The sequence below is a fragment of the Rhizobium acidisoli genome (assembly GCF_002531755.2).
GTDB lineage: Bacteria > Pseudomonadota > Alphaproteobacteria > Rhizobiales > Rhizobiaceae > Rhizobium > Rhizobium acidisoli.
On record NZ_CP035001.1, the window covers coordinates 682,648 to 709,381 of the forward strand.

The 26,734-nt window shown below is 63.3% G+C and carries 26 protein-coding genes and 1 pseudogene; 5 read left to right on the forward strand and 22 right to left on the reverse strand.

Translation table 11 applies throughout. The features are described 5' to 3' along the window. Positions 1–58 precede the first annotated feature (58 nt). From CO657_RS32315 to CO657_RS32325, 3 genes are read right to left on the reverse strand one after another with little or no spacing between them, the layout of a single operon-like run. On the reverse strand, positions 59–673 hold the full coding sequence (locus tag CO657_RS32315) for a cysteine hydrolase family protein (RefSeq protein WP_054184606.1): 615 nt from the start codon (positions 671–673) through the stop codon (positions 59–61). Positions 674–727: 54 nt separating this feature from the next. Next, positions 728–1,402, reverse strand: coding sequence for a glutathione S-transferase family protein (locus CO657_RS32320; RefSeq protein ID WP_054184605.1), 675 nt, complete (start codon positions 1,400–1,402; stop codon positions 728–730). A gap of 50 nt (positions 1,403–1,452) precedes the next feature. Continuing rightward, a complete protein-coding gene (locus CO657_RS32325; RefSeq protein WP_054184604.1) occupies positions 1,453–2,211 on the reverse strand; it encodes an SDR family NAD(P)-dependent oxidoreductase in 759 nt (252 codons plus the stop codon). 170 nt (positions 2,212–2,381) lie between these two features. Here CO657_RS32325 and CO657_RS32330 point away from each other — a divergent pair, with 170 nt between their 5' ends. After that, entirely contained in the window at positions 2,382–3,281 is a 900-nt protein-coding gene (locus tag CO657_RS32330; protein ID WP_054184603.1) for an AraC family transcriptional regulator, read from the forward strand. A 69-nt stretch (positions 3,282–3,350) separates the two neighbouring features. On the opposite strand, the gene CO657_RS32335 is transcribed toward CO657_RS32330, so the two are convergent. From CO657_RS32335 to CO657_RS32395, 13 genes are all read right to left on the reverse strand, one after another. Next, the gene (locus CO657_RS32335) at positions 3,351–4,121 is read right to left on the reverse strand and encodes an SDR family NAD(P)-dependent oxidoreductase (protein WP_054184617.1); all 771 of its coding nucleotides are present in this window, start codon (positions 4,119–4,121) and stop codon (positions 3,351–3,353) included. Positions 4,122–4,320: 199 nt separating this feature from the next. Beyond that, positions 4,321–5,259: a sialate O-acetylesterase gene (locus CO657_RS32340; protein ID WP_054184616.1), complete on the reverse strand. Its 939-nt coding sequence runs from the start codon at positions 5,257–5,259 to the stop codon at positions 4,321–4,323. A 785-nt stretch (positions 5,260–6,044) separates the two neighbouring features. Then, the gene (locus CO657_RS32345; RefSeq protein ID WP_054184602.1) at positions 6,045–6,920 is read right to left on the reverse strand and encodes an FHA domain-containing protein; all 876 of its coding nucleotides are present in this window, start codon (positions 6,918–6,920) and stop codon (positions 6,045–6,047) included. Positions 6,921–6,922: 2 nt separating this feature from the next. Then, a complete protein-coding gene (locus CO657_RS32350; RefSeq protein ID WP_197283911.1) occupies positions 6,923–7,825 on the reverse strand; it encodes a type II secretion system F family protein in 903 nt (300 codons plus the stop codon). Beyond that, on the reverse strand, positions 7,825–8,688 hold the full coding sequence (locus CO657_RS32355) for a type II secretion system F family protein (RefSeq protein WP_003594911.1): 864 nt from the start codon (positions 8,686–8,688) through the stop codon (positions 7,825–7,827). The genes CO657_RS32350 and CO657_RS32355 overlap by 1 nt, the downstream gene beginning before the upstream one ends. A 54-nt stretch (positions 8,689–8,742) precedes the next feature. Next, on the reverse strand, positions 8,743–10,641 hold the full coding sequence (locus tag CO657_RS32360) for a TadA family conjugal transfer-associated ATPase (RefSeq protein ID WP_012555018.1): 1,899 nt from the start codon (positions 10,639–10,641) through the stop codon (positions 8,743–8,745). Between the two features lie 20 nt (positions 10,642–10,661). Next, positions 10,662–11,600 (reverse strand): Flp pilus assembly protein CpaB, encoded by a 939-nt coding sequence (cpaB, locus tag CO657_RS32365; RefSeq protein ID WP_054184600.1) that lies wholly within the window; start codon positions 11,598–11,600, stop codon positions 10,662–10,664. Continuing rightward, positions 11,597–12,526 (reverse strand): hypothetical protein, encoded by a 930-nt coding sequence (locus CO657_RS32370; RefSeq protein ID WP_054184599.1) that lies wholly within the window; start codon positions 12,524–12,526, stop codon positions 11,597–11,599. Before CO657_RS32370 ends, cpaB begins: the two co-directional genes overlap by 4 nt. Before the next feature lies 1 nt (position 12,527). Further along, complete coding sequence (locus CO657_RS32375) at positions 12,528–13,208, reverse strand: TadE/TadG family type IV pilus assembly protein (RefSeq protein WP_054184598.1); 681 nt, start codon at positions 13,206–13,208, stop codon at positions 12,528–12,530. Continuing rightward, positions 13,180–14,820: a Tad domain-containing protein gene (locus CO657_RS32380; protein WP_054184597.1), complete on the reverse strand. Its 1,641-nt coding sequence runs from the start codon at positions 14,818–14,820 to the stop codon at positions 13,180–13,182. The genes CO657_RS32375 and CO657_RS32380 overlap by 29 nt, the downstream gene beginning before the upstream one ends. After that, the gene (locus CO657_RS32385) at positions 14,817–15,614 is read right to left on the reverse strand and encodes a TadE/TadG family type IV pilus assembly protein (RefSeq protein ID WP_054184596.1); all 798 of its coding nucleotides are present in this window, start codon (positions 15,612–15,614) and stop codon (positions 14,817–14,819) included. Before CO657_RS32385 ends, CO657_RS32380 begins: the two co-directional genes overlap by 4 nt. Before the next feature lie 5 nt (positions 15,615–15,619). Next, positions 15,620–16,183, reverse strand: coding sequence for an A24 family peptidase (locus CO657_RS32390; protein WP_054184595.1), 564 nt, complete (start codon positions 16,181–16,183; stop codon positions 15,620–15,622). 14 nt (positions 16,184–16,197) lie between these two features. Continuing rightward, on the reverse strand, positions 16,198–16,401 hold the full coding sequence (locus CO657_RS32395; protein WP_003563674.1) for a hypothetical protein: 204 nt from the start codon (positions 16,399–16,401) through the stop codon (positions 16,198–16,200). Between the two features lie 472 nt (positions 16,402–16,873). On the opposite strand from CO657_RS32395, the pseudogene CO657_RS32405 reads away from it, so the two are divergent. Next, a pseudogene (locus CO657_RS32405) lies at positions 16,874–18,185 on the forward strand (TadA family conjugal transfer-associated ATPase). A 47-nt stretch (positions 18,186–18,232) separates the two neighbouring features. Here CO657_RS32405 and CO657_RS32410 read toward each other — a convergent pair. From CO657_RS32410 to CO657_RS32435, 6 genes are all read right to left on the reverse strand, one after another. After that, on the reverse strand, positions 18,233–18,556 hold the full coding sequence (locus CO657_RS32410; protein ID WP_054184593.1) for a type II toxin-antitoxin system PemK/MazF family toxin: 324 nt from the start codon (positions 18,554–18,556) through the stop codon (positions 18,233–18,235). Next, entirely contained in the window at positions 18,553–18,777 is a 225-nt protein-coding gene (locus CO657_RS32415; protein WP_054184592.1) for an antitoxin MazE family protein, read from the reverse strand. The genes CO657_RS32410 and CO657_RS32415 overlap by 4 nt, the downstream gene beginning before the upstream one ends. Positions 18,778–18,898: 121 nt before the next feature. After that, the gene (locus tag CO657_RS32420; protein WP_054184591.1) at positions 18,899–19,447 is read right to left on the reverse strand and encodes a sarcosine oxidase subunit gamma; all 549 of its coding nucleotides are present in this window, start codon (positions 19,445–19,447) and stop codon (positions 18,899–18,901) included. Then, a complete protein-coding gene (locus tag CO657_RS32425; protein ID WP_054184590.1) occupies positions 19,440–22,394 on the reverse strand; it encodes a sarcosine oxidase subunit alpha family protein in 2,955 nt (984 codons plus the stop codon). Before CO657_RS32425 ends, CO657_RS32420 begins: the two co-directional genes overlap by 8 nt. Continuing rightward, the gene (locus tag CO657_RS32430) at positions 22,391–22,672 is read right to left on the reverse strand and encodes a sarcosine oxidase subunit delta (protein WP_054184589.1); all 282 of its coding nucleotides are present in this window, start codon (positions 22,670–22,672) and stop codon (positions 22,391–22,393) included. Before CO657_RS32430 ends, CO657_RS32425 begins: the two co-directional genes overlap by 4 nt. Positions 22,673–22,685: 13 nt before the next feature. After that, complete coding sequence (locus tag CO657_RS32435; RefSeq protein WP_054184588.1) at positions 22,686–23,936, reverse strand: sarcosine oxidase subunit beta family protein; 1,251 nt, start codon at positions 23,934–23,936, stop codon at positions 22,686–22,688. Positions 23,937–24,023: 87 nt separating this feature from the next. On the opposite strand from CO657_RS32435, the gene CO657_RS32440 reads away from it, so the two are divergent. From CO657_RS32440 to CO657_RS32450, 3 genes are all read left to right on the forward strand, one after another. After that, on the forward strand, positions 24,024–24,983 hold the full coding sequence (locus tag CO657_RS32440; protein WP_054184587.1) for a GlxA family transcriptional regulator: 960 nt from the start codon (positions 24,024–24,026) through the stop codon (positions 24,981–24,983). Positions 24,984–25,054: 71 nt separating this feature from the next. After that, positions 25,055–25,738 carry a helix-turn-helix domain-containing protein gene (locus tag CO657_RS32445; RefSeq protein ID WP_054184615.1) on the forward strand — a complete coding sequence of 228 codons (684 nt, stop codon included), beginning with the start codon at positions 25,055–25,057 and terminating at the stop codon, positions 25,736–25,738. A gap of 89 nt (positions 25,739–25,827) precedes the next feature. Further along, entirely contained in the window at positions 25,828–26,733 is a 906-nt protein-coding gene (locus CO657_RS32450) for a class II glutamine amidotransferase (RefSeq protein WP_054184586.1), read from the forward strand. Position 26,734: the final 1 nt, after the last annotated feature.

Below are 26,734 nucleotides of genomic sequence, written 5' to 3' on the forward strand. Positions count from 1 at the left end.
TGCTGACCGGAACAACGATGCCCGCCGCCGCCTCGGCGGAACTTGGCATCGCCATGGCTCAAGCTTGCGCCATGAATGCCTGTGTCGTGATCGCATTTGCGTAGAAAGGTGCGATGTCGCTCAGGAACGAGGTCTGCTGCTCCCGGGTGAAGGCCGCCGACGCATCGTAGATGACGTTGGTGTGATAGCCGAGGTCGTGGGCGTTGCGCACGGTCGACTCGACGCACTGGCGCAGGGCGAAGCCCATGACGTAGATGTCGAAGATCCGGTTATTGCGCAGATAGCTGTCGAGCGTGGTGGCGGCAAAGGCGCTGCTGCCGCCCGTGCGCTCGCTGATGACATATTCGCCGTCGCGAGGCTCGAACCCTGGGAAGAAATCGGTCTGCTCGCCGAGGAACGAGCCGTAGTCGCGCACCATCTTGCGCAGCCCGTACTTCCCTTCGCCCAGCACCCGGTAGTTCGGCTCGAGTACCATCCTGACGTGGATGACCTCGATGTTGCGGCGCCGGGCGTCTTCGAGGACCGTCTTCGAATTGGCGATCGCGGTCTCGATCTGCTCGCGGTCCTGGAACTGGCCGTTGATGCCGCCGGTGGGGGCCAGCCAGTCGTTCTGGTATTCGATGAGGATCAGCGCGCTCCTGGCGCCGGCTTCCTTGGATGCATGGTCGGTCATGATGTTACTCCTTTGTTTGAATGATGTTCGGGTGCTTAGCCCCAGCGGCCGGCATCAGGCCGCAAGAAGAGCCTGATGCTGGCGCAGATGCGCGCTGAAGCGGTCGGCATAGTCTTCGACCACCGCATTCCCCACGCTGGCGCGCGCCGCAAGTGCCGCCCGCCACGCCGAGACACGCGGGAAGCCTTCGAAGATCGGCTGCGACACCGCGGGATCGATGATCGCGAAATAGCGGAAGAGCGGGGCGTAGACCGCATCGACCATGCCGAAGGCGGCGCCGGCGAAATACGGCCCCGACCCCAGCTCGGCCTCCAGCTTCCGGAGCCGGTCGCGGAACGCGGCCCGCTTGGCGTCCGCGGTCACCGGATCGGTGGCGTTGAGAAACTGCCAGCCATCGGCCAGGGTCTGCGTGGCGAACTCGATCCACGCCCGCTGCCGGGCGCGCAACAGCGCGTCCTCGGGATACATCGCCGCGCCGCCCCGCGTTTCCTCCAGATACTCGCAGATCACCATGCTTTCGAAGAGGATGGCGTCCTCCTCGTCGGTCTGGTGCACCTTGAGCAGTGGAACCTTGCCGGTCGGCGACAGCGCCAGGAACCAGTCGGGCTTGGCCGAGAGGTCGACGTTGATCCGCTCGAACGGCACGTTCTTCTCGAGAAGGACGATCGCGGCGCGTTGAACGAACGGGCAGAGCGGGTGGCTGATGAGTGTCAGGCTGGGGTCGGGCATGATAGCCTCTCGATGTGACGGCAATTCCGGATGAAGGGGCGGCGCAACGCTCAGATCGCCTGACCGCCCGAGATGTCGAAGGTGGTGCCGTTCGCCCAGCCCATGTCGTCGGAGAGAATGGCCGCGACCGCGCCGCCGATGTCGTCGGGCTCGCCGACACGGCCGAGCGCGATGGTTCCGGCGACATAAGCGTTGACGTTCGCATCGTCGCGAACCACGCCGCCGCCGAAGTCGGTCGCGATAGCGCCCGGCGCGATCGTGTTCACGCGGATCTGCCGCGCGCCGAGCTCGACCGCCATGAACTTGGTCAGCGTCTGGATCGCCGCCTTCGCCGCCGCATAGAGGCCGTAGCCCGCCATCGTCACGCGCACGAAGCCGGACGAGACGTTCAGGATGCGCCCGCCATCGGCGATCAGCGGCAGCAGCTTCTGCGTCAGGAAAACCGGGCCGCGCAGATGCGTGTCGATCAGCTGGTCGAACTGTTCTTCGGTCGCGTCGGTCATCAGCGCGTACAGGCCCTGGCCGGCATTGTTGACCAGGAAGTCGAACTGCTCGCGGCCGAACCGGGTCTTCAGCATGTCGGCCACCGTCTCGGCAAATGCCAGGAAGCTCGCCGAATTGCTGACGTCGAGCGCGATCATCGCGGCCTTGCCGCCCAGCGCCTCGATCTCCTGGCGCAGCGTATCGGCCTCTGCCGCGCCGCTGCGATAGGTGCCGATGATGACAACGCCGCGCTTGGCGAGATGCAGCGCCATGCTGCGGCCGAGGCCGCGGCTGGCGCCGGTGATGAGTGCGATCTTTTTGGTCATGGTCTGTCCTTCCTGGAGTGGTCTCGCCGGAATGCCGCACCACTGCGGCGTCGTTCCGATGCCAACCAGATAAGCCGGGCGAGCGGCGCCCGCCCGCCCAATGCTCTCAATCTATTGCCTGATTGTCTCAGGCTCTTTGCTTGTTCGAAAAACAGTGCCATAGAAGGCTAATGACCGAGCATCTCCAGCCGCATATCGACCTCGCCCTGCGCCACGTGCGATCGGGGATGACCGTTACGCCGATCCAGCGACTGGAGATCGGCGTGGGGCAAGCGACATCAGGCACGTCGCCGTGCCTGTACCGCTCGATGATCTGCTTCATCCTGCAGGGGTCGAAGGATGTGGTGATCCACGATACCCTGTTGCGCTATGACTCCTCGCAGTATCTCGTCAGCGCGCTGGATCTGCCGCTGAGCGGCCAGATCCACGATGCCGATGGCGGCCGGCCCTATGTCGCAGTGTCGCTCGTCCTCGACCCCGCATTGCTGGCCGAGATCGCGTCCACCATGCCGCCGGTGCGCGACGCCGATACGCCTGGCATCGGGCTCGCAATCAATCCGATGACCCCGCCGCTGCGCGACACGCTGCTGCGCCTGCTGGCGCTGCTCGACACGCCCGGCGACATTCCGGTTCTGGCGCCGATGGCGGAACGCGAATTGCTTTATCGTCTCCTGCAAGGCCCGCAGGGACGCCTGCTGCGCCATATCGCCCGGCCCGAGGGGGCGCTTGGCCGGATCCGGCGTGCGGTCGAGTGGATTCGCGATCACCAGAACGGGCGGCTGCGGATCGAAGCCCTCTGCGACGCAAGCGGCATGAGCCGCGCCAGCCTGCACCGCCACTTCGTGGCACTGACGGGGCTCAGCCCGATCCAGTATCAGAAGCAGCTTCGATTGCAGGAGGCGCGACAACTGCTGCTCTCCGGTGACCGAACCGCTTCAGATGTGGCCTTCGCAGTCGGTTACGAAAGCGCCTCGCAATTCAGTCGCGAATATCTCCGGCAATTCGGCGTACCCCCGGTGCGCGACATACGCCAGCTCAGGCAGGCGATCGGCAGCTCAGCAGCGGCGTAATCGGCCATCTTGCATCGTCTGTGTGAGGCTCGGCGGCCGAACGACCGTGCGGAGGGGATGAGGCGGTCGTCAGGCGACGGACCATCCCCCGTCCACCAGCAGGTTGGCGCCGGTGATCAGGCTCGCAGCCGGCGATGCCAGGAAGACGACAGCCCCCACCACATCATCGGTTTCACCGATCCGGCCGAGTGGAATGTGATCGAGCGTCGCTTTGCGATTGTCGGCATCGGATAGAAAAGGGGCTGTGCCATCGGTGTGGATGAAAGTCGGCGATACGGTGTTCACGGTCACATTATAGGCTGCCCATTCGGCGGCAAGGCAGCGCGTCAGGTGATTGATCGCCGCCTTGCTCATGCAATAGATGGCCTCGCCGCGCAGCGCCACCGTGCCGGCCTGTGAGCTGATGTTGATGATCCGCCCCCCGTTGCGCTTGATCATGTGACGCCCGACTGCCTGCGTCATCAGAAAGGTGCCCTTGATGTTGACATCGAGGATCTCGTCAAGGTCCTTCTCCTCGACGAGTTCCGCGAGATTGCCCGGCGCCACGCCGACATTGTTGATGAGGACGTCGATCCGGCCGAATGTCGTCAGCGCCGCGTCGACGGCTTGGGCGATATGGGCCTTGTTGGGAATATCCAGTTCAACAGCGAGAACTTTTCGTCCCGTCCCCTCGAGCTCGGCAACCAATCCCGCCGACGCTGCGACATCGCGGACTCCCAAAACAATATCGGAGCCTGCCGCGGCACAGGCAAGCGCGCAAGCCCGACCGATGCCACGGCTGGCTCCCGTCACCAAAGTCACTTTGCCCTCAAGGCTGAAGTCCGGCGCATTCTTCTGCATCATGGTGCCTCCCTCATGAAATCAATTTATGGCAGGGTCGGCGGGCGGATGCCAGATGCCAGGTCTGCTTTGCTTGGGGCCGGATAGCCCCAGAAGCAACCATGCCGTTTGGCGGTGCGCTGGTTGCTGCGCTTCGATGAGCGTAGACTGCGGACACGATGCCGAAGCTCGCGCAGGCGCGAAAACCGGTTCAGGAAAACTATCCCGAGGGTTCCAGGCGGCGATCGCCGCGCAGAAGGGTCAGCCAGGCCTGCGACACTTTCTCCGCGCCTGTGCCGCCGATATGGCAATCGTCGTAGCGGTCATCTCCATCGAGTAACGCGTCGGAATTTACACCCTCTCGAATACCGTGGCCGCTTTTTGACAGGGCCAGTTGCGCCCGCACTATCGCATTGTCTGGAATATGCTCCTTGAAGCCGCCGTTGCTCGGTTCGAGGCATTTCGATGCGATCGAGATGTAAACGGGTGCCCCGACGCCGTGCTGACGCAACGTGCCAACCATCGACATCAAACGTTGCCCATACGCCTCCGCAGTGGTGCCGATAACGAGGTCCTTCTCTCCTTGCACCCAGAGAACGCTGGTTATCCGATAACCGGAATCGTGAAGCTGTTTCAGTGTATCGACCAGCACAGGATTGAGATCACCACCCTTCGCCCATCGGGCGACCTCGGATCCGGAATAGGCGAGGGGGGCGAGGATGACGCTGTCATTTTGTCCCGATGCGATCAATTTGTTCCCGAGAAGCGTCCAGTACTCTCCCTTGGTATCGGTCGATCCAAGAAGTGGCGACGCGGCGATAAAGCACTGTTTGTCAAAGGCGTTTACAACGCGAGCGCCATAATTTGACCGGTGCCGTTGTCCACCGTCGTTGGCCGCATTCGATTGGCCAAGAATGAGTAAGACAGCAGTTCGATCCGTTTGGGTCGGGCAGGTTACAGGCGTTTTTGTTTCATCTCCGATCAGTCGTTCCTTGTCGTCGAAAATGTAACGGCTTGGAGGCGCCGCCTTCTCTGCGCCAAACGTTTTCCGCAGCACGGAAAGTTGTGGCCAAGGAAAGATCTCATGTCTCGCGGTCACGCCGCCGAGAACATACATGGCGATCAAGGCGCCCAGGCCGACTGTTATTGTTCTGCGCATGTCGTTTAGCTCGGAAACATCATCCGGTGACATGGAGCCTACGGACCGATCAAGGCTGCTCCAGCCATGAAGGTTCCTTTCCACCAGCCACATCGGCTTGCTCGGGCATGCTCTTTAAAAAAAGAGTTCGTCGCGAAGATCGAGCCCAATCGACGACTCTTCACGTGGAGTCGCCGGAATCTGCTCTAAACTATAGTTCGGACCAGTGATTACAATCATCCGGTTGGGTGAGAGATCGTGTCTGCTCTGCAGAATGCTGCCTCGAAGGACGGGGCGGGCGCTCGGGGCGTTGATATTCGCAAGAAGCAGCGTTGCGGCGTGCTTCGAGGCTTCGCCCTTTCGGGCTACGCACCTCAGCATGAGGGAAGTTGGAGGACGCCGCGCCCCGATAACAGGCACTTGAGATGCCATATGCAAATCACGGGGAGGCGGAGAATGCAGCGCCGGGGTTCAAGAGAGCCTCATCCTGAGGTACCCCGTAGGGGCCTCGAAGGACGAGGCGGGTGTTCAGGCGTTGATCCATGCAAGAAGCAGCGTTGAGGCGTGCTTCGAGGCTTCGCCCTCCGGCTGCGCACCTCAGCATGAGGGACGTTGGAGGATGCCGCGCCCAACAACAGGCGCTTGAGATGGCATATGCAAATCACGAGGGTCGGAGAAAGTAGCGCCGGAGTCCACGAGAGCCTCATCCAGAGGTGCCCCGTAGGGGCCTCGAAGGGCGGAGGCGGGTGTGCCGACAACAGGTGCAGCAACTCCAATCGTTGCCGGCTTCGCGCCTTAGGCAGCCGTCACCGCCGCGCCGGCGGCTTCACCGCCGCCCGACGTTGCAGCGCAAAGCGCGCCGCCGAGCAGTTGATGTCGGGCACGAGATCGTAGGTCTGCTGGTAGAGGCTCAGCGCCAGCGTCTTGTTGCCGCGGTTTTCCGAGGCAAGGGCGGCAAGTGCCGTGCGTTTGTAGGCCTCGACGATCGGTTCGGCCGCCTTTGCCAGTGCCGCGTCGTCCGATGGTTCGGCCGCCAGCGAAAGGGCGGCATAGGTTGCGTCGCCATCGCGGCCGACGCGGCCGCCGACGGCGCCATTGAAGCTTGCTTCGGAGACTTGGCGCATGCGGCGGGCGTTCTTGATGCAAGTCGGGATGCGGGCGGCCTCGGCATTGATGCGCTCGGCCGTCGGCCCTCCCTCGGTGCTGCCGCTGTCCGACAGGATGACGTAGCCGATGATGCCGACGATGGCGAGATAGGCAAGACCCATGCCGGCGAGGAAGGCCGGCTGTTTGAGCAGCGGCTTCTTCGGCTTGTCGTCTCCCGTCTTGGAAGCCTCCTTCTTCGGCGCTTCCTTGGCGGCGGCTTTGACGACGAACTGGAATTCGACATCCTTGCCGAGACGAAAACTATCGCCGGCTTTCAGCGAGGCCGTCTGCAGCAGCGCTTCGCCGCGCAGCATGATCGGATTCAGCCCCATGCGGCGAATGATGAAGCCGCCGTCGCTCTGTTTTTCGATGCGCGCATGGATCGGCGCCAGGAACGGATCGTCGACGACGATATCGGCATTGCCAGCCCGGCCGATCGACATCTCCGGCCGGTCGAGCACATGGCTGCGGCTCTGGCCGCCGGGACCGGTCTGCAGAAGGCTGGGTTTGTTTCCGCGAAAGAAGGAAAAGGCCATGATCAGAACATCCCACTCGACATCATCTCGACAATTGCCGGCGCCAGCACCAGAAGCAGGATCGACACGACGATCATCATCGCCGGCATGACGATCTTGGCTTTCAGCTTTTCACTGGCCCTGTCGGCTTTTTCCCAGCGGCGGAAGCGCAGGTCGCGCGCATGTTCGCGCAACAGTTCGACGCGGTTGCTGCCCTCGACCTCGCCCTGGATCACCGCACGGATGACGCGGATAACCTCCTCGGCGGTCATGCGCCGCTCTAAACGCTGCAGTGCCTCGACCATGCCGGTGCCGAGCGCCACGTCCTTCAGCGTCTGATCGATCTCTTCGCTCATCACCGTGCCGGGTGCAGCCTCGGCATAAAGCCTCAGGCTTTCCGGCAGTGTCGCCTGCGCCTGCTGGGTCATGACGACGAGATCGAGGAAATAGGGAAACTCGCGCGAAATGCGTTCCTTGCGGTCCTGCATCTTGTCATCGGCGACCACCCAGAAATAGATGGCGGGGATCAGCCCGAGGATCAGCCCGGCGACCAGGCCGCCGATGATGCTGCCGCTGGCAATGCCGAACAGCACCCCGAGCAGGATGAAGCCGAAGAGGCTCAGCACCACGAGAAGCGCGATATATTCGCGGCCCGTCACGCCGCCGAAGGGCCGGCCGCCATAAATCAGCTTCTGCTCGAGCTGGGCGCCGTAATCGGCGAGCCATGGCTCGAAATGCAGCAGCACGAATTCGACCGGCGTGCGCATGCCGATGCTGTCGACGACATTCGGCGGCGGGCCGTCGCCGCCGCGGGACCGGCGCACCACCTGGATGCTGCCGAGCAGATCGCCGATCCACCAGGCGAAGAGGGCGGCGGTGATGCCGGCAAAAACGACGGCGATGGGTGCGAGGGGTATCTGAGACATCAGACCGACACCTTCATCATCGAGCGCATCCAGAAGAAGCCGGTGGCATAGAGAATGGCGCCGACGATCGCGATGACGATGCCGATAGCGTTGCCGAACACCTTGTCGATCAGCTCGGGCTGGCCGAAGAAGATCATCAGGATCATGAACAGGGCACCGCCATTGACGACGCGGAAATTCATGCGCGCCTGCGACGACGAGGTGGTGATCTTCTGATCGAGCTTCCAGATTTCCTTGAAGGATTTCGACATTTCCGTCAGCGGCTCGGAAATGTCGCCGCCCTGGCGGGCGAAGAGACCGAGGGCCGCATCGACCATCTTGAAGTGCAGGCTCGGCACGGTGCGGCCGTGGCGGTCGAGCGCCTCGACCAGGCCGATGCCGAGCTTCTGTTCGCGGGCGATGCGCTCGAATTCGCGCGAGGCCGGCATCTGGCCGGTATCGGCTACCGCATTGACGGCGACGGCAAGCGGCTTGCCGGTGCGCACCGCCGAGACGATCTGGTCTACGGCATAGGGAAGCTGCGATTCGATCTGCAGCCAGCGCCGCTGCAGGAAATAGCGGATCACCGCCTTGGGCAGGAAGAAAGCGACCGGGATGGCGATGACGATGCCGAAGATCGGCCCGAAAATCAGCGAGACCACCAGGAAGACGACGATTGCCGTGATGCCGTAGGCAAGGATCATCGTATAGGGCGGAACGGCATCGCGGCCGAAGACCTGTGCTGCTTCGCTGGCGAGCGCAATATCGCGTTCGGTGGCGCGCAACAGCGGCGCCGGCCAGCGCACCGGCGCGCCCCAGACGAGCAGCCCCGCCGTCACCGCGCCGAGGGCGACCGTAAAAATCTGCAGAATGCTGATATCCATGGCTTCCCCCTTAAAAACAAAAGTAATTCTTCGCTTCCGCGAAACCTGAACCGCCTAAACGAACATATCGAGTTTTTCGATTTCGCCGTCTTCGCCGAACTCGACGAGCTCGGCGACGAAGCTCGGCAGATAGCCGGTAAAGGCATGCACCGCCTGGCCGCCGGCGCGGCCGACGAGATGGAAGATCGGTTCGACGATGACGAGGCCGGTATCCGGATCGATGCCGATCACCTCGGATATTTCGGTGACCGCGCGCCGCCCGCTTTCCAGGCGGTTCAGCTGCACGACGAGCTCGACGGCGGCGACGATCTGCTGGCGGATCGCCATGACCGGCAGCGAACTCTGGCCCTGCAGCACCATCACCTCCAGGCGGGTCATCATGTCCTGCGGCGTATTGGCATGCGCCGTCGTCATCGAGCCGGCATGGCCGGTGTTCATCGCCTGCAGCATGTCGATCGCCTCGGCCCCGCGGCACTCGCCGACGATGATGCGGTCGGGGCGCATGCGCAGCGCGTTGCGCACGAGATCGCGGATGGTGACGCTGGTTTCGGATTCCGCCGTCTTCGGCCGCGATTGCAGATAGACGACATGGATGCCGTCGAGCTGCAGCTCGGACGTATCCTCGACGGCAACGACGCGCTCGCCGATCGGGATGAATTGCGACAGGCTGTTCAAGAGCGTCGTCTTGCCGGAGCCGGTGCCGCCTGAGACAACGATATTCTTGCGCGCACGGACCGCCGCCTCGAGGAAGGCGCGCATCGGTTCGCTGAGCGCCCCTGCGGTCACCAGCTTGCTGATGTCGAGCCGCGACTTGCCGCCGAATTTGCGGATGGTGAGGCAAGCGCCCTTGACCGCCAGCGGCGGAATGACGGCGTTGACGCGCGAACCGTCCGGCATGCGGAAGTCGGCCATCGCCTCGCTCTCGTTGATCGAGCGGTTGGAATCGACGGCGATGCGCTCGATCACCTTCATCAACTGCCGCTCATTGGCGAAGGCGAAGGGATATCGCTCCAGCAGGCCGAATTTTTCGACGTAGATCTCATCATAACGCGTCACCATGATTTCCGAGATGACGTCGAGATCCATCAGTTCCGAGATCGTCCCCCAGCGGTACATCAGCTCCTCGATATTGGAGCGCAGATGCATATGGGCGATCTCGTAGCGGTCGCCGGCATTGAACAGCGCCTGGCGGGACTGGAAGGCGGCGCTGAAGCGCGTGTCGAGCTGGGCGAAGTCGGCGCGGGTGGATTCGAAATTCAGCTTGAGCTGCAGCGCCGAGATCAGCGCCTTGCCGACATCGAAGAGGCGGCGATTGTCCTGCTCCTCGCGCGACAGGCTTGCGGCAGTCGACGAGGCGTCGCGCCGCCCGGTACGGGCGATGCGTTTTGCCAGCCACCGATAGACGGCGTTCTTGATGACGAGGATGACGAGATCCTGCGGCGCCCCGTCGAGAGCCTCCTTGATGAACATGTCGAGCCGTTCGCGGATGCGGTTTCGCGTGTCCTCGCGGCCGAAATCGGAGGATTTCACCAGCCGGTCGTACTGCGTGTCCTTCAGCAGTCGCTCGTGGATCTCCATCTGCAAGGCGAGCACGCGTTCCTGATCGGGAAACTGCGTCACCGCTTCGGCCGCCGCGGCCGGTTCGACGAGCTCGATCGTGACGTTCGGCACCCAGATCGACATGCCGGCCGAAACCGCAACCGGCGTGCCGGCCCGCAGCGGCTGATCATCGACCCGGGTCGGGTTGCGGCCGTGATGCTGCACCGACCAGCCCTGGCCGGATTTGCGCAGCACGAATTGCGGCGAGGAGACGTGGCTGCCGCGCAGCCGCACGACGCCGGCGCCGGCCGGCAGCGTCAGCGTGCTGCTTTCGCCGACGAAATAGGTCTCGTTTGCCGAGAGCGGGATCACCTCCCGGCCGCTGCCGTCCTCATAAGAAATCTTCAACAGCATGGCTTATTCCCCCGCAACGCTCACATGCGCGTCCAGTTGATGCTCGGCAGTTCCTCGACGGTATTGTCGGCCGGATTGCGCAGCACGAGGTTCAGGCTGCCGTTCGACTGGCCCATGGCAAAAATCAGCATCTCGGCTTCCGCCGGCGTCACTTCGACGGTGACGTTGTTATAGGTGCTGTTGGCCTTGGTGACCGCGCCTTCCGCCGTCGTCGCCGCGCCGACGGCCAGCACTTTGACATTCTGCAGGAAGGTGCGGGTGACGACGCGTGTGCGCGAGCTGATGCCGAGTTTATAATCCTGCGCCTGTTTACGGTAGGCGTTGACGTCATTCTCGTCGGCGCCCGGATATTGGGTGAGATAATTCTTCAGCATCTGCTCGACCGGCGAGGGCGGCTGGGCCGGAGCCTGCGGCTGCCCGGCTGCAGCAGGCGCCTGGCCCGGAACGGCGGGTGCCTGGCCGGGGGTTGCCGGCTGAGTCGCGGCGGCCGGTGCGACGGGCTCGACCGGCTCATCGACCGTGCCGAGAATATCGACATAGCTGCCCGGCTCGACGAAGTGGCCGACGGCCGCGGCCGCGTTGACGGGAAGGGTGAGCGCCCGTTTGCCGGGCGCGATCATCGTCGTCAGGCGGCCGCCGTCATTGTCGTCGAAATACTGGAAAAGCAGCACCGAGCCGGCCGGGATGTCGGCGGCGGCCGTCCTGTCCTTCAGCCATTCCTGGTAGGCGCTGGCCGCCGGAACGGCGAGCTTGGCAAGCGCCCCGAAGCTTTCCGGCAGCATGACCGGTTCGGCGAGCATATCGGGCGTGATCGCCTGACCGCGCGTCACCTTCCGGTCTGGCTGGAGCCGCATGAAGGCATAGGCCACCTGCTCGTTCTTGACGCTCTCGGTCCAGAAGTAGAGCAAAACGCCGGTGATGAGCCCGACGATGACGGCCGCGATGAGCTTCCAGTTCATGGTGTTATTCCCCCTACGAAGGGTTGCCTGATTTGAATGACCTCGACGGTTCGGCCGTCGCTCTTGCTGCTGGTGTAGAGAACATTGGCCTCGACGCTGCCGCGACGGCCGTAAAGGGCAGTGACCCCGCCGCGCTGAGCCGGCGGCGCCTCGATGGTGAAGCCGTCACGGGTGAGAAGCTCGGCGCGCGCATCCGACCAGCGCACCGCCGACAGCGAGCCTTTCGAGACGACCGTGCGCGACGTGTGGCCCTTGTCGCGGTCGCCGATATCGCTCAGCACCTCGACACCGGCCGGCGGACGCAGCGACGGCGGCAGCTTGCCGGCATCGGCGGGTGCGGCAAAGGCCGGCAGCGACGAGGCCACGTCTTCGAAACGGGTCATCAGCACCTCGGTCACCGGCGCATCGGCAGGCCTGCGGATCATGATCGAGACGCCGGGGATCGGCGCCCTTGCCGAGGGATTTGCCGCGTCCTGCCGTCGGAGATAATCGAGCGCTGCCTCGCCGTCGCCGTCGAAGAAGCGGACCACCACGGCGAGATCGTCGCGGATGCGGCTGGTCTTCGGGACGATCAGCATATTGGCGGCGATGACGGCGGTCAGTTCTTGCCTGTCATTGCTTTTCGGCAGGGCAGGCCGGGTATTGACGGCCAGCACCCGCAGCCATTCGTCGGTGATCTCGGAAATGCTGCGATCGCTCTGATAGGGGGTGAATTCGAGCGGCTGGCCGTTGATGACGAGATCGCGCGGCGCCCGCTCCGGCGCGCCGAGAATGCCGGCCAGCATCGAATTCAGCGTCGCCCGGAAATCCTTGTAGACCTCGGCGCGGCCCGGCGTGGCCGCGACCATGGCGACAAGCCCGATGAGGAGAGTTATGCCGGCGAGATGGCTGGCGAAACGAATTGAGATGCGCGCACCCTGTCTCATCTTATTTCGCTCCCGGAAAGACGCCGTCGAAAAGATCGCCGGAATCATCAGCCACATCGCGGATTTCCCGGCGCAGCGTCGGGTCGTAGCCGCGGCGGGTCGTATCGTTGTTGTGCGAGGCAAACAGCGTTGCATCGTCCACCGTGAAGGCATCCTTCCAGCGGACGCTCCTGATCGTATCGAGGTCGTCGGAATCCCTGAACTTGTAGACGCGGTCGGCCGTCGCGGTGACCAGCTGCGGCTTTTCATTGGCGAGGTCGCCGACCATGTCGCCGAAGTCGCGGCCGTCGCTTTTCAGCGTGTTATTGACGTCGTCCCAGACGAAGGTGCGCTGGGGGTCGCCGTCGCCCTCATGCGAGGGGGTGCGCGAGCAGCTCATGGCATCGCGTCCGGGCAGCGCCGGCAGAGAGGGGAGCGGAAAGACGTTCGAGAAATCCGACGTGCAGTCCAGCCCATTCGCCTCGGCGAAGGCGGCGTTGCGCATCGCCAGCATGGTGCCGACCTTCTTGGTGGAAATCCTGTTGGCATGGATCATGAAGATCACGATCAGCAGGATGACGGGTGCGGCGAGCACGAATTCGATCGAGGCCAGGCCGCGCCTGTCGCGGTGCAGCCGCATCATCAGGCCGCCGGCTGGTGCTACGCCGGCAGGATCAATGTGTGTTGACGGCAGCCCAGGCATTGGCTCCTCCCTTGTCGAAGACGCGGGTCAGGCCGGTGAAACTATCGGCAGCCGGGCTCTGCTTGATGGTGTTCGAAACCTCGCCGGTATCGTCGGCGAGCGTGGCGGGCGCAAGCGATGCCAGCCAGTCCTGCGTATAGAGATCGAAGGCCGTGTAATTGTGGACCCAGCTCTGCGCGAGCGCGTAGGCGGATGGCGTCTTGTCCTTGAAGATGCGGATCTGCAACCGGGCCCGCGGCGCACGCGAAACGATCGCCAGCGTCTGGTAGTCGTCAAGCTGCTCGCCGCCGAAGGGCGTGAAGTTGAAGGGGATGCGTCCCTTCAGCCAGTAAGGCTTGGGGAAGGAGATGACTGGCAGGGCGGCGCCCGCCACAGAGATCGCCCCACCGGCAGGCCCGCAGACCTGGTTCCAGATCATGTCGAACTTGCGGGTGAAATCATTCTCGTCCTTCGTCTGCTTGTCGGAATAGCGCGGCGGCACGTCGATCGGCAGCTGGAAGGGGTTCACGACGCCGAACTCGATGCCGAAGAACTCCTCTGCCACGAAGAAGCTGGCATCGAGCGTCAGTTCCTCCCACCAGCTCAGATCGGCATATTGCTCGATGATCGCCTTGAACGGGATCTTGCTCAGGTAAGCCGGGCCGAAGGCTTCATAAAAGATGTAGAAGTTCACCAGCGTATTGTCGATGCCGCTCTTGTGGTTGACAAAGTCGCGGATATGGCTGCCGTCGACGCCGCCTGCGGTCAGCGGACCCTTGCCGTTGGGGAAGCCGCGATTGGCGAATTCGCCGCGCATCAGGAACGGGTCCTGCCCCTCGGTGCCCCTGCTCATCGCCAGGCACATTTCGGCATAGGCCGCAGCGGGATTGACGCCGTCGCGATCGACCGGAAGGTTGCCGCCGGCACCTTCTCCGGCGTCGTTGCAGGATTCGCACGGCGGATGGAAGACGACATGATCCGACTTGTTCAGGCGCACCAGATGCAGGGCTTCGTTGCCGACACGCTGGGGAAAGCTCTCGACGAGGTAGTCGTTGAGATCGTTCATGCCGTCGATGATGTCGCTGGACTTTTCGATGAGGCCCCAGGGATCATAATCGATCTGTGCTTTCACCGTGTATGCAATGGCAATGGTGGCTTCGGTCGCCCGGAACCCCTGAAACGCCAGGCAGGCGCCGTAAATGATGCCGCCGACGATCGGGACCTTCTGCCAGCCCGGGCAATAGGGCATCGGCGGCATCGGCGGCAGCAGGGACGCCGGGCCGAAGCCCTCGGTGAAGGAATATTCGGCGAGTTTCGCCAGAATGGCGGTCGAGCGCAGCGCCAGCTCCGCCGTGGTCAGCTGGAAGGCGACCGAGGTCGCCATGACGACGGTTGCCTGCGAGGAGGCGACGTTGTTCATCGCCATGATGTTGAGATAGCGCGCTTCCCAGTCGGCATGGACGAGCGCGGCGGCGTCGGCCGTGTCCTGGGTGCGCTGCTTGTCGTAGATCATCTGTCCCGTATTCAGGATCCAGACGATCATCAGCGCGAGCGCGATCGTCATGTAGAGAATGATCGGCGACAGGAAGCCGCGCTCGTCGCGGTGCAGGCGCTTGATGAGGGTCGGTGTCATAGCAGGTTCACCTCCGCCTTCGAGATCGTGTAGTAGCGGCCGTCTTTCCTCTGGCCGCGGGCAAAGACCCAGCCGGCATATTCGAGCAGCAGGAAACGCGCTTCGACTGTGGCGGTCACCGGCACGTGCGGCGAGCGGTTGATGGCGGCATAGAGCGCCATCGGCGCGCGATCGACGGTCACGGTGACGTTCTGCGGGTCGAACATATAGCGGGCCTGGTTGCGCATCGCCCGCCAGTTCTTCGAAAGGCCGGAGGCATCGGCAAGGCTCTTCAGCGCTTCTTCCGGCGGCTGGCAGGCGCCGACACATTTCAGCTGGTCGTAGGGGGCGGCCGGGATCAGCGCCAGGCGGGCGGCAAGATCGGCTTTTCCAGGTGCGGCATCGTCATCGCAGGTCTTGGCGTCGATGAAGCTCCGGATGGTGATCGGTAAAGCCGGGCAGAAATAGACGCGGGCGCTGCGGGCCGCCGCATAGGCGGCATAATGGGTGAAGAGGTGGTTTTTCGCCAGGATCGCGAACTGGAACACCACGAACATGAAGAAGACGAAGACCGGCGTGACGAGCACGAAATCCATCATCGTCGTGCTGCCGGAGCTATCGCCGTGCAGCTCTGATATCCGGCGCCGGCGGGCGGAAAGCCGCGGCAGCAGCAGCATCGAGGCAAGCAGGATCATCGCGATCGCAAAGGTGCCGAAGAGCGCGCCGTGATCCTCGGGGATCCAGAAGGTCCGCGAGTGCAGGATCGAACTCCAGAAGGCACCGTCGAAGAGGGGGCGTTCGAGTTCCGCGCGCATTGCCGTTACCTCACGAGTGAAAGAGGGGTGAAATCAGGCATGAACAGGCACCAGAGAAGTCCGAGAGCGGCGGCAACGCCGAAGCGGACGGTATGATGTGTTTCGCGCGGCTTCAGCACCGAAGCGGCATCGCGGAAACCGGCGGGCAGCAGCAGGGCGAACAGTCCGACGTTCCCGGCCAGCACGCTCCACTGAACACGCCGCGCCATCGAGAACAGGGCGATCACGCCGCCGACCATTAGCGATGCGAGCGTCACGTCGATGGCGGGCCAGAGGCCGAGAATGGCGCCGAGCGCCGCCATCAGCTTGACATCGCCGCCGCCGCAGCTTCCGGCTGCGAAGGCGATGATGAAGATCATGCCGGCCGCAATCAGGCCGGCAAAGGCAAGGCCGATCCCTGCGAGACCTCCACCGGCTGCCGCCAGCATGAAGCCAGCAAGCAGGCAGGGATAGGTGACGGCGTTCGGGATGTGACCCTGGCGGTGATCGAGCACCGCCGCGGTCGTGGCGCAGGCGACGGCAAGAGCCGCCGCCGCAGGCATCAGGGTCAGATCGTAGGTCATATCCATGACACGGGATCCGCTTATTGACCCGGCTCGGGAATTCTCTCAGCGTCGGAGAGAGCCGTGTTCTTTTCGTTGAACCATTCGCCGATCTGTTTGCCGAATGCGAGTAGAAGCAGCATCAGCGGAATGACGATCAGGGCGACGGCAAGGACGATCTGGGCCATGTCGCCACGTTCGTCCTGGTGAAGTGCAATTGCGAGAGTCTTGAGTTTTCCAAACATCTGCGTATTCCTCGTTCCTAGGTTTGTTTCGGATCGAAGACCTGAGAGAAGATTACCAAGCATACGGTATCGATCCGAACCAGCACGTTGCTCGTTCCAATGATATGTTCTGCTTCAGCTTTTCTTCCCCGGCGGCCAACGCTTGTTGAGCAACACCATTAAGACCCAAGAGTGCGCCCAAGGCCAGCCCTCCGTCAAGCAAACGGAACGAAGGGTTCCAATTGTCTGGGAGGTGTCTCTTGATGAAACGGAGTTGACGGCGGTAATTTTCAACTAACCGCCTGAAGACACTATAGTTTTACCCCGAAGAAGCTACTTTGTGACGGCTTTGCCAACTGTCGCCGACTGCCCCATAATTGGTCAATTCTTTCAAGGCGATAGAATAGACACCACAGCGCAGGCCCTATCGGCCGCTCGCGCGGGACGCGGCCATGGCGTTGCTTGGCGATCTGGATTAAGCTTCTCCGACATTATGGGCCTCGCCCTTCAGTCGTTCCGGAGAAACGAACCATGGAAACGATGAGCAGCATCCTGATACTTGCATTGGTCCTCATTCCATTGATGATGTTCTTTCCAACCGCAGTTCAAATGATGGCGACACTGTTCGGCATGAGCACGGTTCTGGTGGGGATGCCGCTCTGATGAAGGCCGTATCCGACGACGCCGCCGAACAGGCGACCTTCCAGGTCCTGACCCGGGCGCTGGACAAGCTCTTGGGCCCGATCCGCTTTCTGCTCGAGGATCCAAGCGTGTCGGAAATCCTGATCAACGGGACATCCGATATCTTCGTCGAAAGGCGCGGCAAGCTCGAGCGCGCCGATACGCGTTTTGCCAGCCGCGAGGATCTGGAATCGGCCGCGCGCAGCATCGCGCAATTCTCCGGCAAGCGGTTGACGCCGGAGGAGCCGAGCGTCGAGGCCCGCCTGCCGGACGGTTCGCGCGTGCAGATGATCCAGCCGCCGGCCGCCCGCACCGGGCTCTGCATCTCCATCCGCCGTTTCTTGAAAGAACATCGCAGCATTCGCGATCTCGTCACCCAGGGCAGCCTGACCGAAGCGTCGCTGTCGCTGCTGCAGGCGGCCGTCGGGCTGCAGAAGAACGTCATCATTTCAGGCGGCACCGGCACCGGCAAGACGACGATGCTGAACGCGCTGTCGGAGGCCTTTGCCGACCACGAGCGGATCATCGTCATCGAGGACACCTCGGAACTGCAGATCCGCAAGGAGCATGTCGTCTATCTCGAGGTGACGAAGCCCGACCGTTTCGGCCGCGGCGGCGCCAGCATCCGCGACCTGTTCCGCTCGTCGCTGCGCATGCGCCCCGACCGCATCATCGTCGGCGAGTGCCGCGGCGGCGAGGCGCTCGATATGATTCAGGCGATGACCTCGGGCCATAGTGGCAGCCTGTCGACGGTGCATGCCAACACGCCCTACGACGCCCTGCACCGGCTGGAAACGCTGGCGCTGATGTCGGATATCGACATGCCGCTCCGGCCGCTGCGCGCCCAGATCGCCTCGGCAGTCGACGTCGTCGTGCAGATCGCCCGTTTCAAGCGCACCGGCCGACGCCGGGTGATCGAGATTTCCGAGATCAAGGGCCTGAACAATGACGGCCAATATATCGTCGAGAGCATCTATAAGCTCGAAGGCGACGGCCATTCCAATTCCGACGGCGCATTGCTCTGGACCGGGGTCGTGCCGAGTTTCGCTGCCGATGCGGTGGAAGAGCTGCAAGGCGCGGAGCGCGCCGAATGGATGACGCCCGCCGCGCGGGAAACGGCTTGAAAGCTATTGGCAGACTCCACTGCTGGAAAGCGGGTCAGGATTTGCCGTCAGGCGATACTCAGAAAAACGGCGAGCGATCTTGTGACCGCCAGGAGAGCATCATCTTCCAGGCGGCCGATTATCGGGCCAATTCTATCCCGTTTCACGGACATGGTTTTATCCACCATCACTTGCGAGACTTTGCGCAAACCGCTGAGTGCTGTCGGCTCGATGGTTGGCCGAATGATCGGCGCATCGATGAGCGTGCCAGAAATCAGCAGCACGGTAACCGTGCCCGTTGCGTCGAATTGATCTGCCTGGATGATAAGCGCCGGACGAGGCTTGCCGAAATCGCCGGTGATTGCGACGGTTACGATGTCACCGCGCCTCACGCCTCACCTTCGGAGTCCAGATCGGCGAGTGCGCCATCGAGGAAATCCTGCAAATCGCGATCTCCGGCGTCGGCAAGGGCTGCCTGAACGGACTGACGATGGCATTCCTCGGCAAAACCGGGGCGGCGGGTATCGGGCACCCATATTTGCACGGGACGCAGCCCAGCAGCCCGCAAGGCCTCGCGGCGCTTTTGAACTCTTTCGTTGACCGGCGTTGCCATGTTTGGCTCCATTATGGCGTTACATGTAACATAGGAGCCTGGTATTGCCTTGTCAATGTCCGGCGGTTGGGCTGCTCAGGCACATAGAAATGAAACCTGCTTAGTGTTGCTGGAGCAGGCCCTATGCGCCGCCATCCTTTTCGGCGCTCGCCGCCATATGCCTCAGCTCGTCCCAGAGGCTTTCGGCGAAGCTGCGCAGGACCGTGAGTTCGAAGTCGTCATCGCCGGTGCGGACGATCTGCACGGAGAGATGGCCGACCATGGTCATTGCCGAACTGCCCTCGGCAAACACGGTCGGATCGAGATCGACGGCGGTGCCCTTTGAGAGCAGCAGCCGCGAGGATCGGCCGGAAACGCCGATACGGACGCGCCCGTGGCTCTGGTCCATGACGAAGGCCTTTCCGGCCAGCGCTGCCGTCAGGGCGTCGAGACCGGCTGAAGCAAGCGGCTCGTCGCCGGCGATGAACCATTGGCGGAAGCCGGCCTTGCGGATCGAACTGTTGGTAAAGCCGGCCTTGACCAGTTCGGCGGCCAGTGCCGGCGGCTCGATCGCGCCGAGCACGTGCAGCAGATGGCCTTCCGGCAAGGCTTCCATCCGGAGACTGGCCCCTGTCATGCCGTTATATCTAGCGCCGGCGAGAACCGGTCGATGCTCGGGAAGATCAGGCATGGAGCTTCTCGTTTTCGGGATCGATGAAGACGGGATGGCAGAGCACCGCATCGGTGTATTCATTGTGCAGCCCGTTCCAGACCGTCACCTTCTCACCGATGCGCTCCGGCCCGCGCCGGACGAGCGCCAGACCGATCTTATGGCCGAGCGTCGGCGAAAAGGCGCTTGAGGTGACATAGCCCTGATCGTTTTCGAGCGTTGCCGCAGCACCTTCGGCAAGGATATGCGAGCCGGTGCGGAAGCCGCTTGCCGGGTTGAGCGGCTTGACGCCGACGAGGCGCGGCCGCTCGGGATCCTGCAGGCCCTCGCGGGCAAGCATCGCCTTGCCGATGAAATCTGGCTTGGTGCTGGAAATCATGCGGCCAAAACCGAGATCGCCTGGGGTGACCGTGCCGTTGATCTCGGCATGGGTGACATGGCCCTTCTCGATGCGCAGGACGCCGAGCGCTTCAGCGCCATAGGCGCAGATGCCATGCTTTTCCCCGGCCGCCATGATGGCGTCGGCAACGCTCTCGCCGTAACCGGCCGGCACGGCCAGCTCGTAGGCGAGTTCGCCGGAGAAGGATATCCGGAAGAGCCGGCCTTCGAGGCGGCCTGCGAATAGCGACACCTTGCGGGCGCTCATGAAGGGGAAGGCGGCATCCGAGATATCCTCGTCGACGATCTCCGAAAGGATTACGCGGGACTTCGGCCCGGCAACGGCCATCTGCGCCCATTGATCGGTCGAGGAGGCGAAGCAGACGTCGAGCTCCGGCCAGAGCGTCTGGGCGCAGAATTCGAGATGGGTCAGCACCCCGGCGGCAAGCGCCGTTGTCGTCGTCATGAAGAAATGCTCGTCGCTGAAGCGGCTGGTGGTGCCGTCATCATAGATGAAGCCGTCCTCGCGCAGCATGATGCCGTAACGCGCCTTGCCGACGGCAAGCTTGGCGAAGCCGTTGCAATAGACACGGTCGAGGAAAGGCGCGGCATCGCGGCCGAAGATTTCGATCTTGCCGAGGGTCGAGACGTCGCAGAGGCCGGCATTTTTGCGAATGTTCAGCACTTCGCGGTCCACGCTCTCGCGCCATGTCGCCTCGCCTGCGCGCGGGAACCAGGACGATCGGTACCAGAGGCCGGCTTCGACGAAGACCGCGCCGTTCTTCTTAGCCCAGCCATGCAGCGGCGATTTGCGCGCCGGCTGGAAATCCTTGCCGCGCGATGCCCCGGTCAGAGCGCCGAAGGAGACCGGCGTATAGAAAGGCCGGAAGGTCGTCGTTCCCACCTCGGCGGGCGACACGCCGCGCGCCTCAGCCAGAATGCCGATGGCGTTGATGTTGGAAAGCTTGCCTTGGTCGGTCGCCATGCCTGATGTTGTATAACGCTTGGCAAGCTCGACATGGCCGTAGCCTTCGCGCACCGCGAGGCCGAGGTCCTTGAGATGCACGTCATTCTGATAATCGACGAAAGCCTTGCCCTTCGAGCCCTTGACGGACCAGAGCGGCTTTGAGCCTCGAGCCGCTTCCGGGGCAGCGGCAAAGGCCGGGTCCGCCGCTGCAAAACCGATCGCCTTCAGGGCGGCGGCCGCCTTTGCGGCGCCATCGCCGAGGCAGGCCGTGGTTTGCGCAAGCCCGGCAGCCGCGCCGGCAACGGCAAGACCGTCCTGCGCGGCCGGCGCCAGAAACGCTGCGGCCTCGTCCGACCATTGCGGCTTGCCGCCGCGATGGCAGGCAAGATGGATGATCGGGCTCCAGCCGCCCGACATGGCAAGCGCATCGGCGTCGATGCGGCGGATACCGCCTGTGGTTTCAACGCTGACGCCGCGCAGGCGCTGGCCGCCGAACGCATCGATCACCCGGGCGCCCTTCAGCACTTCGGCGCGGCCCTGCCAGCCCTTGCCGGCATCGGGGCGGCTGTCGACGATCGCCGCGACGGCGAGGCCGGCCGCCTCGAGATCGGCGGCGGTGCGGTAGCCGGCATCGTTGGTGGTGAAGATCACCGTGCTTTTGCCTGGCGCCACCGCCTGCCGGTTGAGATAGCTGCGCATGGCGCCTGCCATCATCACGCCTGGTATATCGTTGCCGCCGAAGACGAGCGGCCGTTCCTCTGCCCCTGTCGCCAGGATCGCCTGGCGGGCGACGATGCGCCACAACCGTTCGACCGGGCGCTCCGGATCGGGGAGCGCCACATGCTTCTGCACGCGTTCGACGGCGCCGAAGACATTGTCGTCGTACCAGCCGAAAACGGTCATGCGCGGTAGGCGGCGCACATTTGAAAGGCTCTCGAGTTCGGCCAGCAACTCGCCGAGAAGCGCGTCGGCCGGCTTGCCCTCGACAGTGCCGTGGGAAAGCAGGCTGCCGCCGAGTTCCGGGCCTTCGTCGGCGAGGATGACGCGGGCGCCGGCGCGGCCGGCGGTCAGTGCCGCGGCAAGGCCGGCAGGGCCGGCGCCGATCACCAACAGATCGCAATGCGCCCAGCATTTCTCGTAGGTGTCGGGATCGGCCTCATAGGAGGCTCTGCCGAGACCCGCCGCCTTGCGGATCACCGGCTCGTAGAGCTTTTCCCACAGCGCTGCCGGCCACATGAAGGTCTTATAGTAGAAACCGGCGCTGAGGAAAGGCGAGAGCAGGCCGTTGACCGCGCCGACATCGAAGCCGAGCGACGGCCAGCGGTTCTGGCTTCTTGCCGCCAGCCCCTCGTAAAGTTCGATCATCGTCGCCCGCGTATTCGGCTCGGTGCGCCCGCCGCTGCCTGTCGTCACCAGCGCGTTCGGTTCGGCCGCACCCGCCGTCAGGATGCCGCGCGGGCGGTGATATTTGAAACTGCGGCCGACGAGCTGGACGCTGTTGGCAAGCAGCGCCGAGGCGAGCGTATCGCCCGGATGGCCTGCGAGCGCCTTGTCGTCGAAGCTGAAGCCGAGTGTCGTGGCGCGGTCGATGCGGCCGCCGGAGGAAAGACGGAAGCTCGTCATGCCGGTTCTCCGCCGAGCTTCGCAAGGGCAGCATCCCTGACGCCATGGACCGCATGGGTGACGGTATCGCGCTCGACGATCAGCCAGCGTCGGCATCCGGAGGAATGGTGCCAATATTCGCTGTGGCGGCCGCGCGGATTGTCGCGCAGATAGACATAGTCGAACCAGGCATCAGCACCGGCGTCCGGCGCCGGCCTGACAAGGCCGGCATCGCCGCGGATCGAGAATTCCTCCTTGGGCCGGACGCCGCAATGGGGACAAGAAATCAGGCTTGCCATCGTCTAAATGTCCTCAGTGCAGATTGGGCTGGGCGCCGACGCCCTTTTCATCGATCTGATGGCCGCGCGCGAAACGGTCGAGCCGGAAGGCGCGCGCCGTCTGATGCGGCGTGTTGCGGGCGATCAGATGGGCGTAGCAGAAGCCGGAGGCGGGCGTCGCCTTGAAGCCGCCGTAACACCAGCCGGCGTTGAGATAGAGATTATCGATATGGGTGCGGTCGATGATCGGCGAGCCGTCCATGCTCATGTCCATCACCCCACCCCAGGAGCGCAGGTAGCGCACGCGCGACAGGGACGGGATCATTGCAACCCCGGCCTCGGCGACATGTTCGACCGAAGCCAGATTGCCGCGCTGGGCATAGGAATTATAGCCATCGATATCGCCGCCGAAGACGAGGCCGCCCTTGTCGGACTGGGAGACGTAGAAATGCCCGGCGCCGAAGGTGACGACATTGTCGATGAAGGGCTTCAGCCCTTCGGAGACGAAGGCCTGCAGCACATGGCTTTCGATCGGCAGGCGGAGGCCGGCCATATCGGCGACGACGGTGGAATTGCCGGCCGCCGCCAGCGCCAGCTTGCCGCAGCCGATGAAGCCTCTGCTGGTCTCGACACCGGTCACCCGACCGTTTTCGCTGCGGATGCCGGTGACTTCGCACTGGGTGATGATATCGACGCCGCGGCTGTCTGCGCCGCGGGCATAACCCCAGGCGACCGCGTCGTGGCGCACCGTGCCGCCGCGCGGCTGGTATAGACCACCCATGACCGGGAAACGGGCATTGTCGAAATCGAGGAACGGAAGCTTCTTGCGCACCGCCTGCCGGTCGAGCAGCTCGGCATCGACGCCGTGCAGCCGCATGGCGTTGCCGCGGCGCGTATAGGCGTCACGCTGCGCATCGGAATGGAAGAGGTTGAGCACGCCGCGCTGCGAAACCATGGCGTTGAAGTTGAAGTCCTGCTCCAGGCCTTCCCAGAGCTTCATCGATAGTTCGTAGAAGGGATTGTTGCCCGGCAACAGGTAGTTGGAACGGATGATCGTGGTGTTCCTGCCGATATTGCCGGAGCCGAGATAGCCCTTTTCGAGCACGGCGACATTGGTGATGCCGAACTCCTTGGCGAGATAATAGGCGGTGGCCAGACCGTGACCGCCGCCACCGACGATGACGACGTCGTAATGCGGCCTCGGCGCGGGATCGCGCCAGGCTGGCGCCCAGCCTTTGTTGCCGCGAAGGCCGTTGAGAAAAATCGAAAGAGCGGAATAGCGCATGGGTCAATCCGAATGGAACGAGCGCATGATGCCAGAAAGGCGACGCGCCACTTGCGCAATTAGGACATGAATGGTTAGAAAAGAGACATGTCCTCGCCCGATAACAGAAATGTCCAGGAGATCGGCTTTATCCTGATCCCCGGATTTGCGCTGATGTCCTATGCCTCGGCGACCGAGCCGCTGAGGGCGGCAAACCTTCTGGCCGGGCGGGAAATCTATCGCCTGTCGATCTTTTCGCCGGACGGCGCGCCGGCGCTCTCATCATCTGGCGTCAGCGTGCCGGCCGAACCTCTTCCGGCCAGGGGCTCCGGCCTCGGCACGGCCTTCGTCTGCGCCGGCGGCTTGCCGCGCGACTGGCGTTATCCCGGCGTGCTTGCCTGCCTGAGGCAGCTGGCGCGCGAAGGTGTGAGGATCGGCGGCATTTCGGGCGGTCCCTATTTGATGGCTGCCGCCGGACTGCTTGCCGGCCGCGATTTTACCATCCATTGGGAACATGCCGCCGCCCTTCTCGAGGCCTTCCCGGACCTCACGCCACGCCAGGCGCGTTTCATGATCGACGGCAACCGGATCACCTGCGGCGGCGGCATCGCGCCGCTCGACATGATGCATGTGCTGATCGCCGAGCGCATGGGACCGGATTTTGCCCGCCGCGTCAGCGACTGGTATCTTCACACCGAGGTCAACGAGCCCGCCGCCCCGCAGCGCGCCTCGCTCGCCGAGCGCTACGGCGTCCATCATCCGGGGCTGCTCAGCGTTCTCGAACGCATGGAGGAGACGATCGAGATGCCGCTCGGCCGCGCCGCCATGGCGCGCATCGCCGGCGTCACCACCCGCCATCTCGACCGGCTCTTTTCAGCCCATCTCGGCACCACCTTCCTCGATCAATATCACAGGATCAGGCTGCAGCATGCCCATCGCCTGCTGAAACAGAGCCCGCTTTCGGTCTCGGAAATTGCGGTCGCCACCGGCTTTTCCAGTCTCAGCCATTTTTCCCGGATGTTCCGCGCCGCCTACGGCATCGCTCCGCGCGAGGCGCGGCGGGAATAGGTTTTCTTCACGGTTGAGAAAATTTCACTATGACGATAGGGTCGGCTTCGGACAAAAGCGAAGGCGGCAGCATGAAAACCAAGCGAGAAGCGGCAAATCAACCGGAAGAGGCGCATGCCGGACGCACGCCCTTTTCCCAGGATCCGCACGCGGTTCGGGAACCGAAGGAAAACAACCTCGAAATGGCGATCGGCCATGAGGTGCGCGCCTACCGCAAAAAGCTCGGCATCACCGTTACCGATCTGGCAGCCGCGACCGGCATTTCGCTCGGCATGCTGTCGAAGATCGAGAACGGTAACATCTCGCCGTCGCTGACGACGCTGCAATCGCTGTCACGCGCGCTCGGCGTGCCGATGACCGCCTTTTTCCGCCGCTATGAGGAGCCGCGCAACGCCGTCTTCGTCAAGGCGGGCCAGGGTATCGAGCTGGAACGGCGCGGCACGCGCGCCGGCCATCAATATAATCTGCTCGGCCATATCGACAACAATACCAGCGGCGTCATCGTCGAGCCCTATCTGATCACGCTGACCGCCGATTCCGACGTCTTCCCGACGTTTCAGCACGAGGGCATGGAGTTTCTCTACATGCTCGAAGGCGAGGTCATTTACCGCCACGGCGACCAGCTTTTCCAGATGCAGCCGGGCGACAGCCTGTTCTTCGATGCCGATGCGCCGCATGGGCCGGAACAGCTGGTGAAGCTGCCGAGCAAGTACCTCTCGATCATCAGTTATCCCCAGCAGAACTCCAGAAGCTGACTTGCCTTAAAAGAAAAATTTATTCTTCCCAGTTGATGCCCTGAAACAGACCTGCTACTCGTTTCTCAACATGAACGGAGGCACGCGCTATGTGCGGCATTGTTGGACTGTTCCTCAAGGACAAGAGCCTTGAATCTCAGCTGGGAAACCTGCTCTCGGATATGCTGATCACCATGACCGATCGCGGACCGGATTCGGCCGGCATCGCGATCTATGGCGGTGCTGCCGAGGGCAGGGCGAAAATCACCATCCAGTCCGCCAATCCGGGCGCGGATTTCGAAGGCCTTGCCACCGACCTCGAGAAGGCCGGCATCAAAGCCGATGTCTCGGTCAAGAGCACGCACGCGGTCATCGAGCTTGATGCCTCCAAACTTGGAACCGTGCGCAAGGCGCTCGAAGAGATCCGTCCGGCGGTCCGCCTGATGGGGTCGGGCGAAAGCGTCGAGATCTACAAGGAAATCGGCCTTCCGAAAGACGTCGTGAAGCGGTTCGACGTCCGCGCCATGGGCGGCACCCACGGCATCGGCCATACCCGCATGGCGACGGAATCCGCCGTCACCACGCTCGGCGCCCATCCGTTCTCGACTGGCGCCGACCAGTGCCTCGTGCACAACGGCTCGCTGTCCAACCACAACAATCTGCGCCGCGAACTCATCCGCGAAGGCATGACCTTCGAGACACAGAACGATTCCGAAGTCGCCGCCGCCTATCTGACGGCCGAAATGGCCAAGGGCAAGGATCTCGGCCAGGCGCTGACGGGCGCGCTCGACGATCTCGACGGCTTCTTCACCTTCGTCGTCGGCACCAAGTCCGGCTTCGGCGTGGTGCGCGACCCGATCGCCTGTAAGCCCGCCGTCATGGCCGAGACCGACCAATATGTCGCCTTCGGCTCGGAATACCGCGCGCTGGTCAACCTTCCCGGCATCGAGAATGCCCGTGTCTGGGAGCCGGAGCCGGCGACCGTTTATTTCTGGGATCACGACAAGGCCGCCTGAG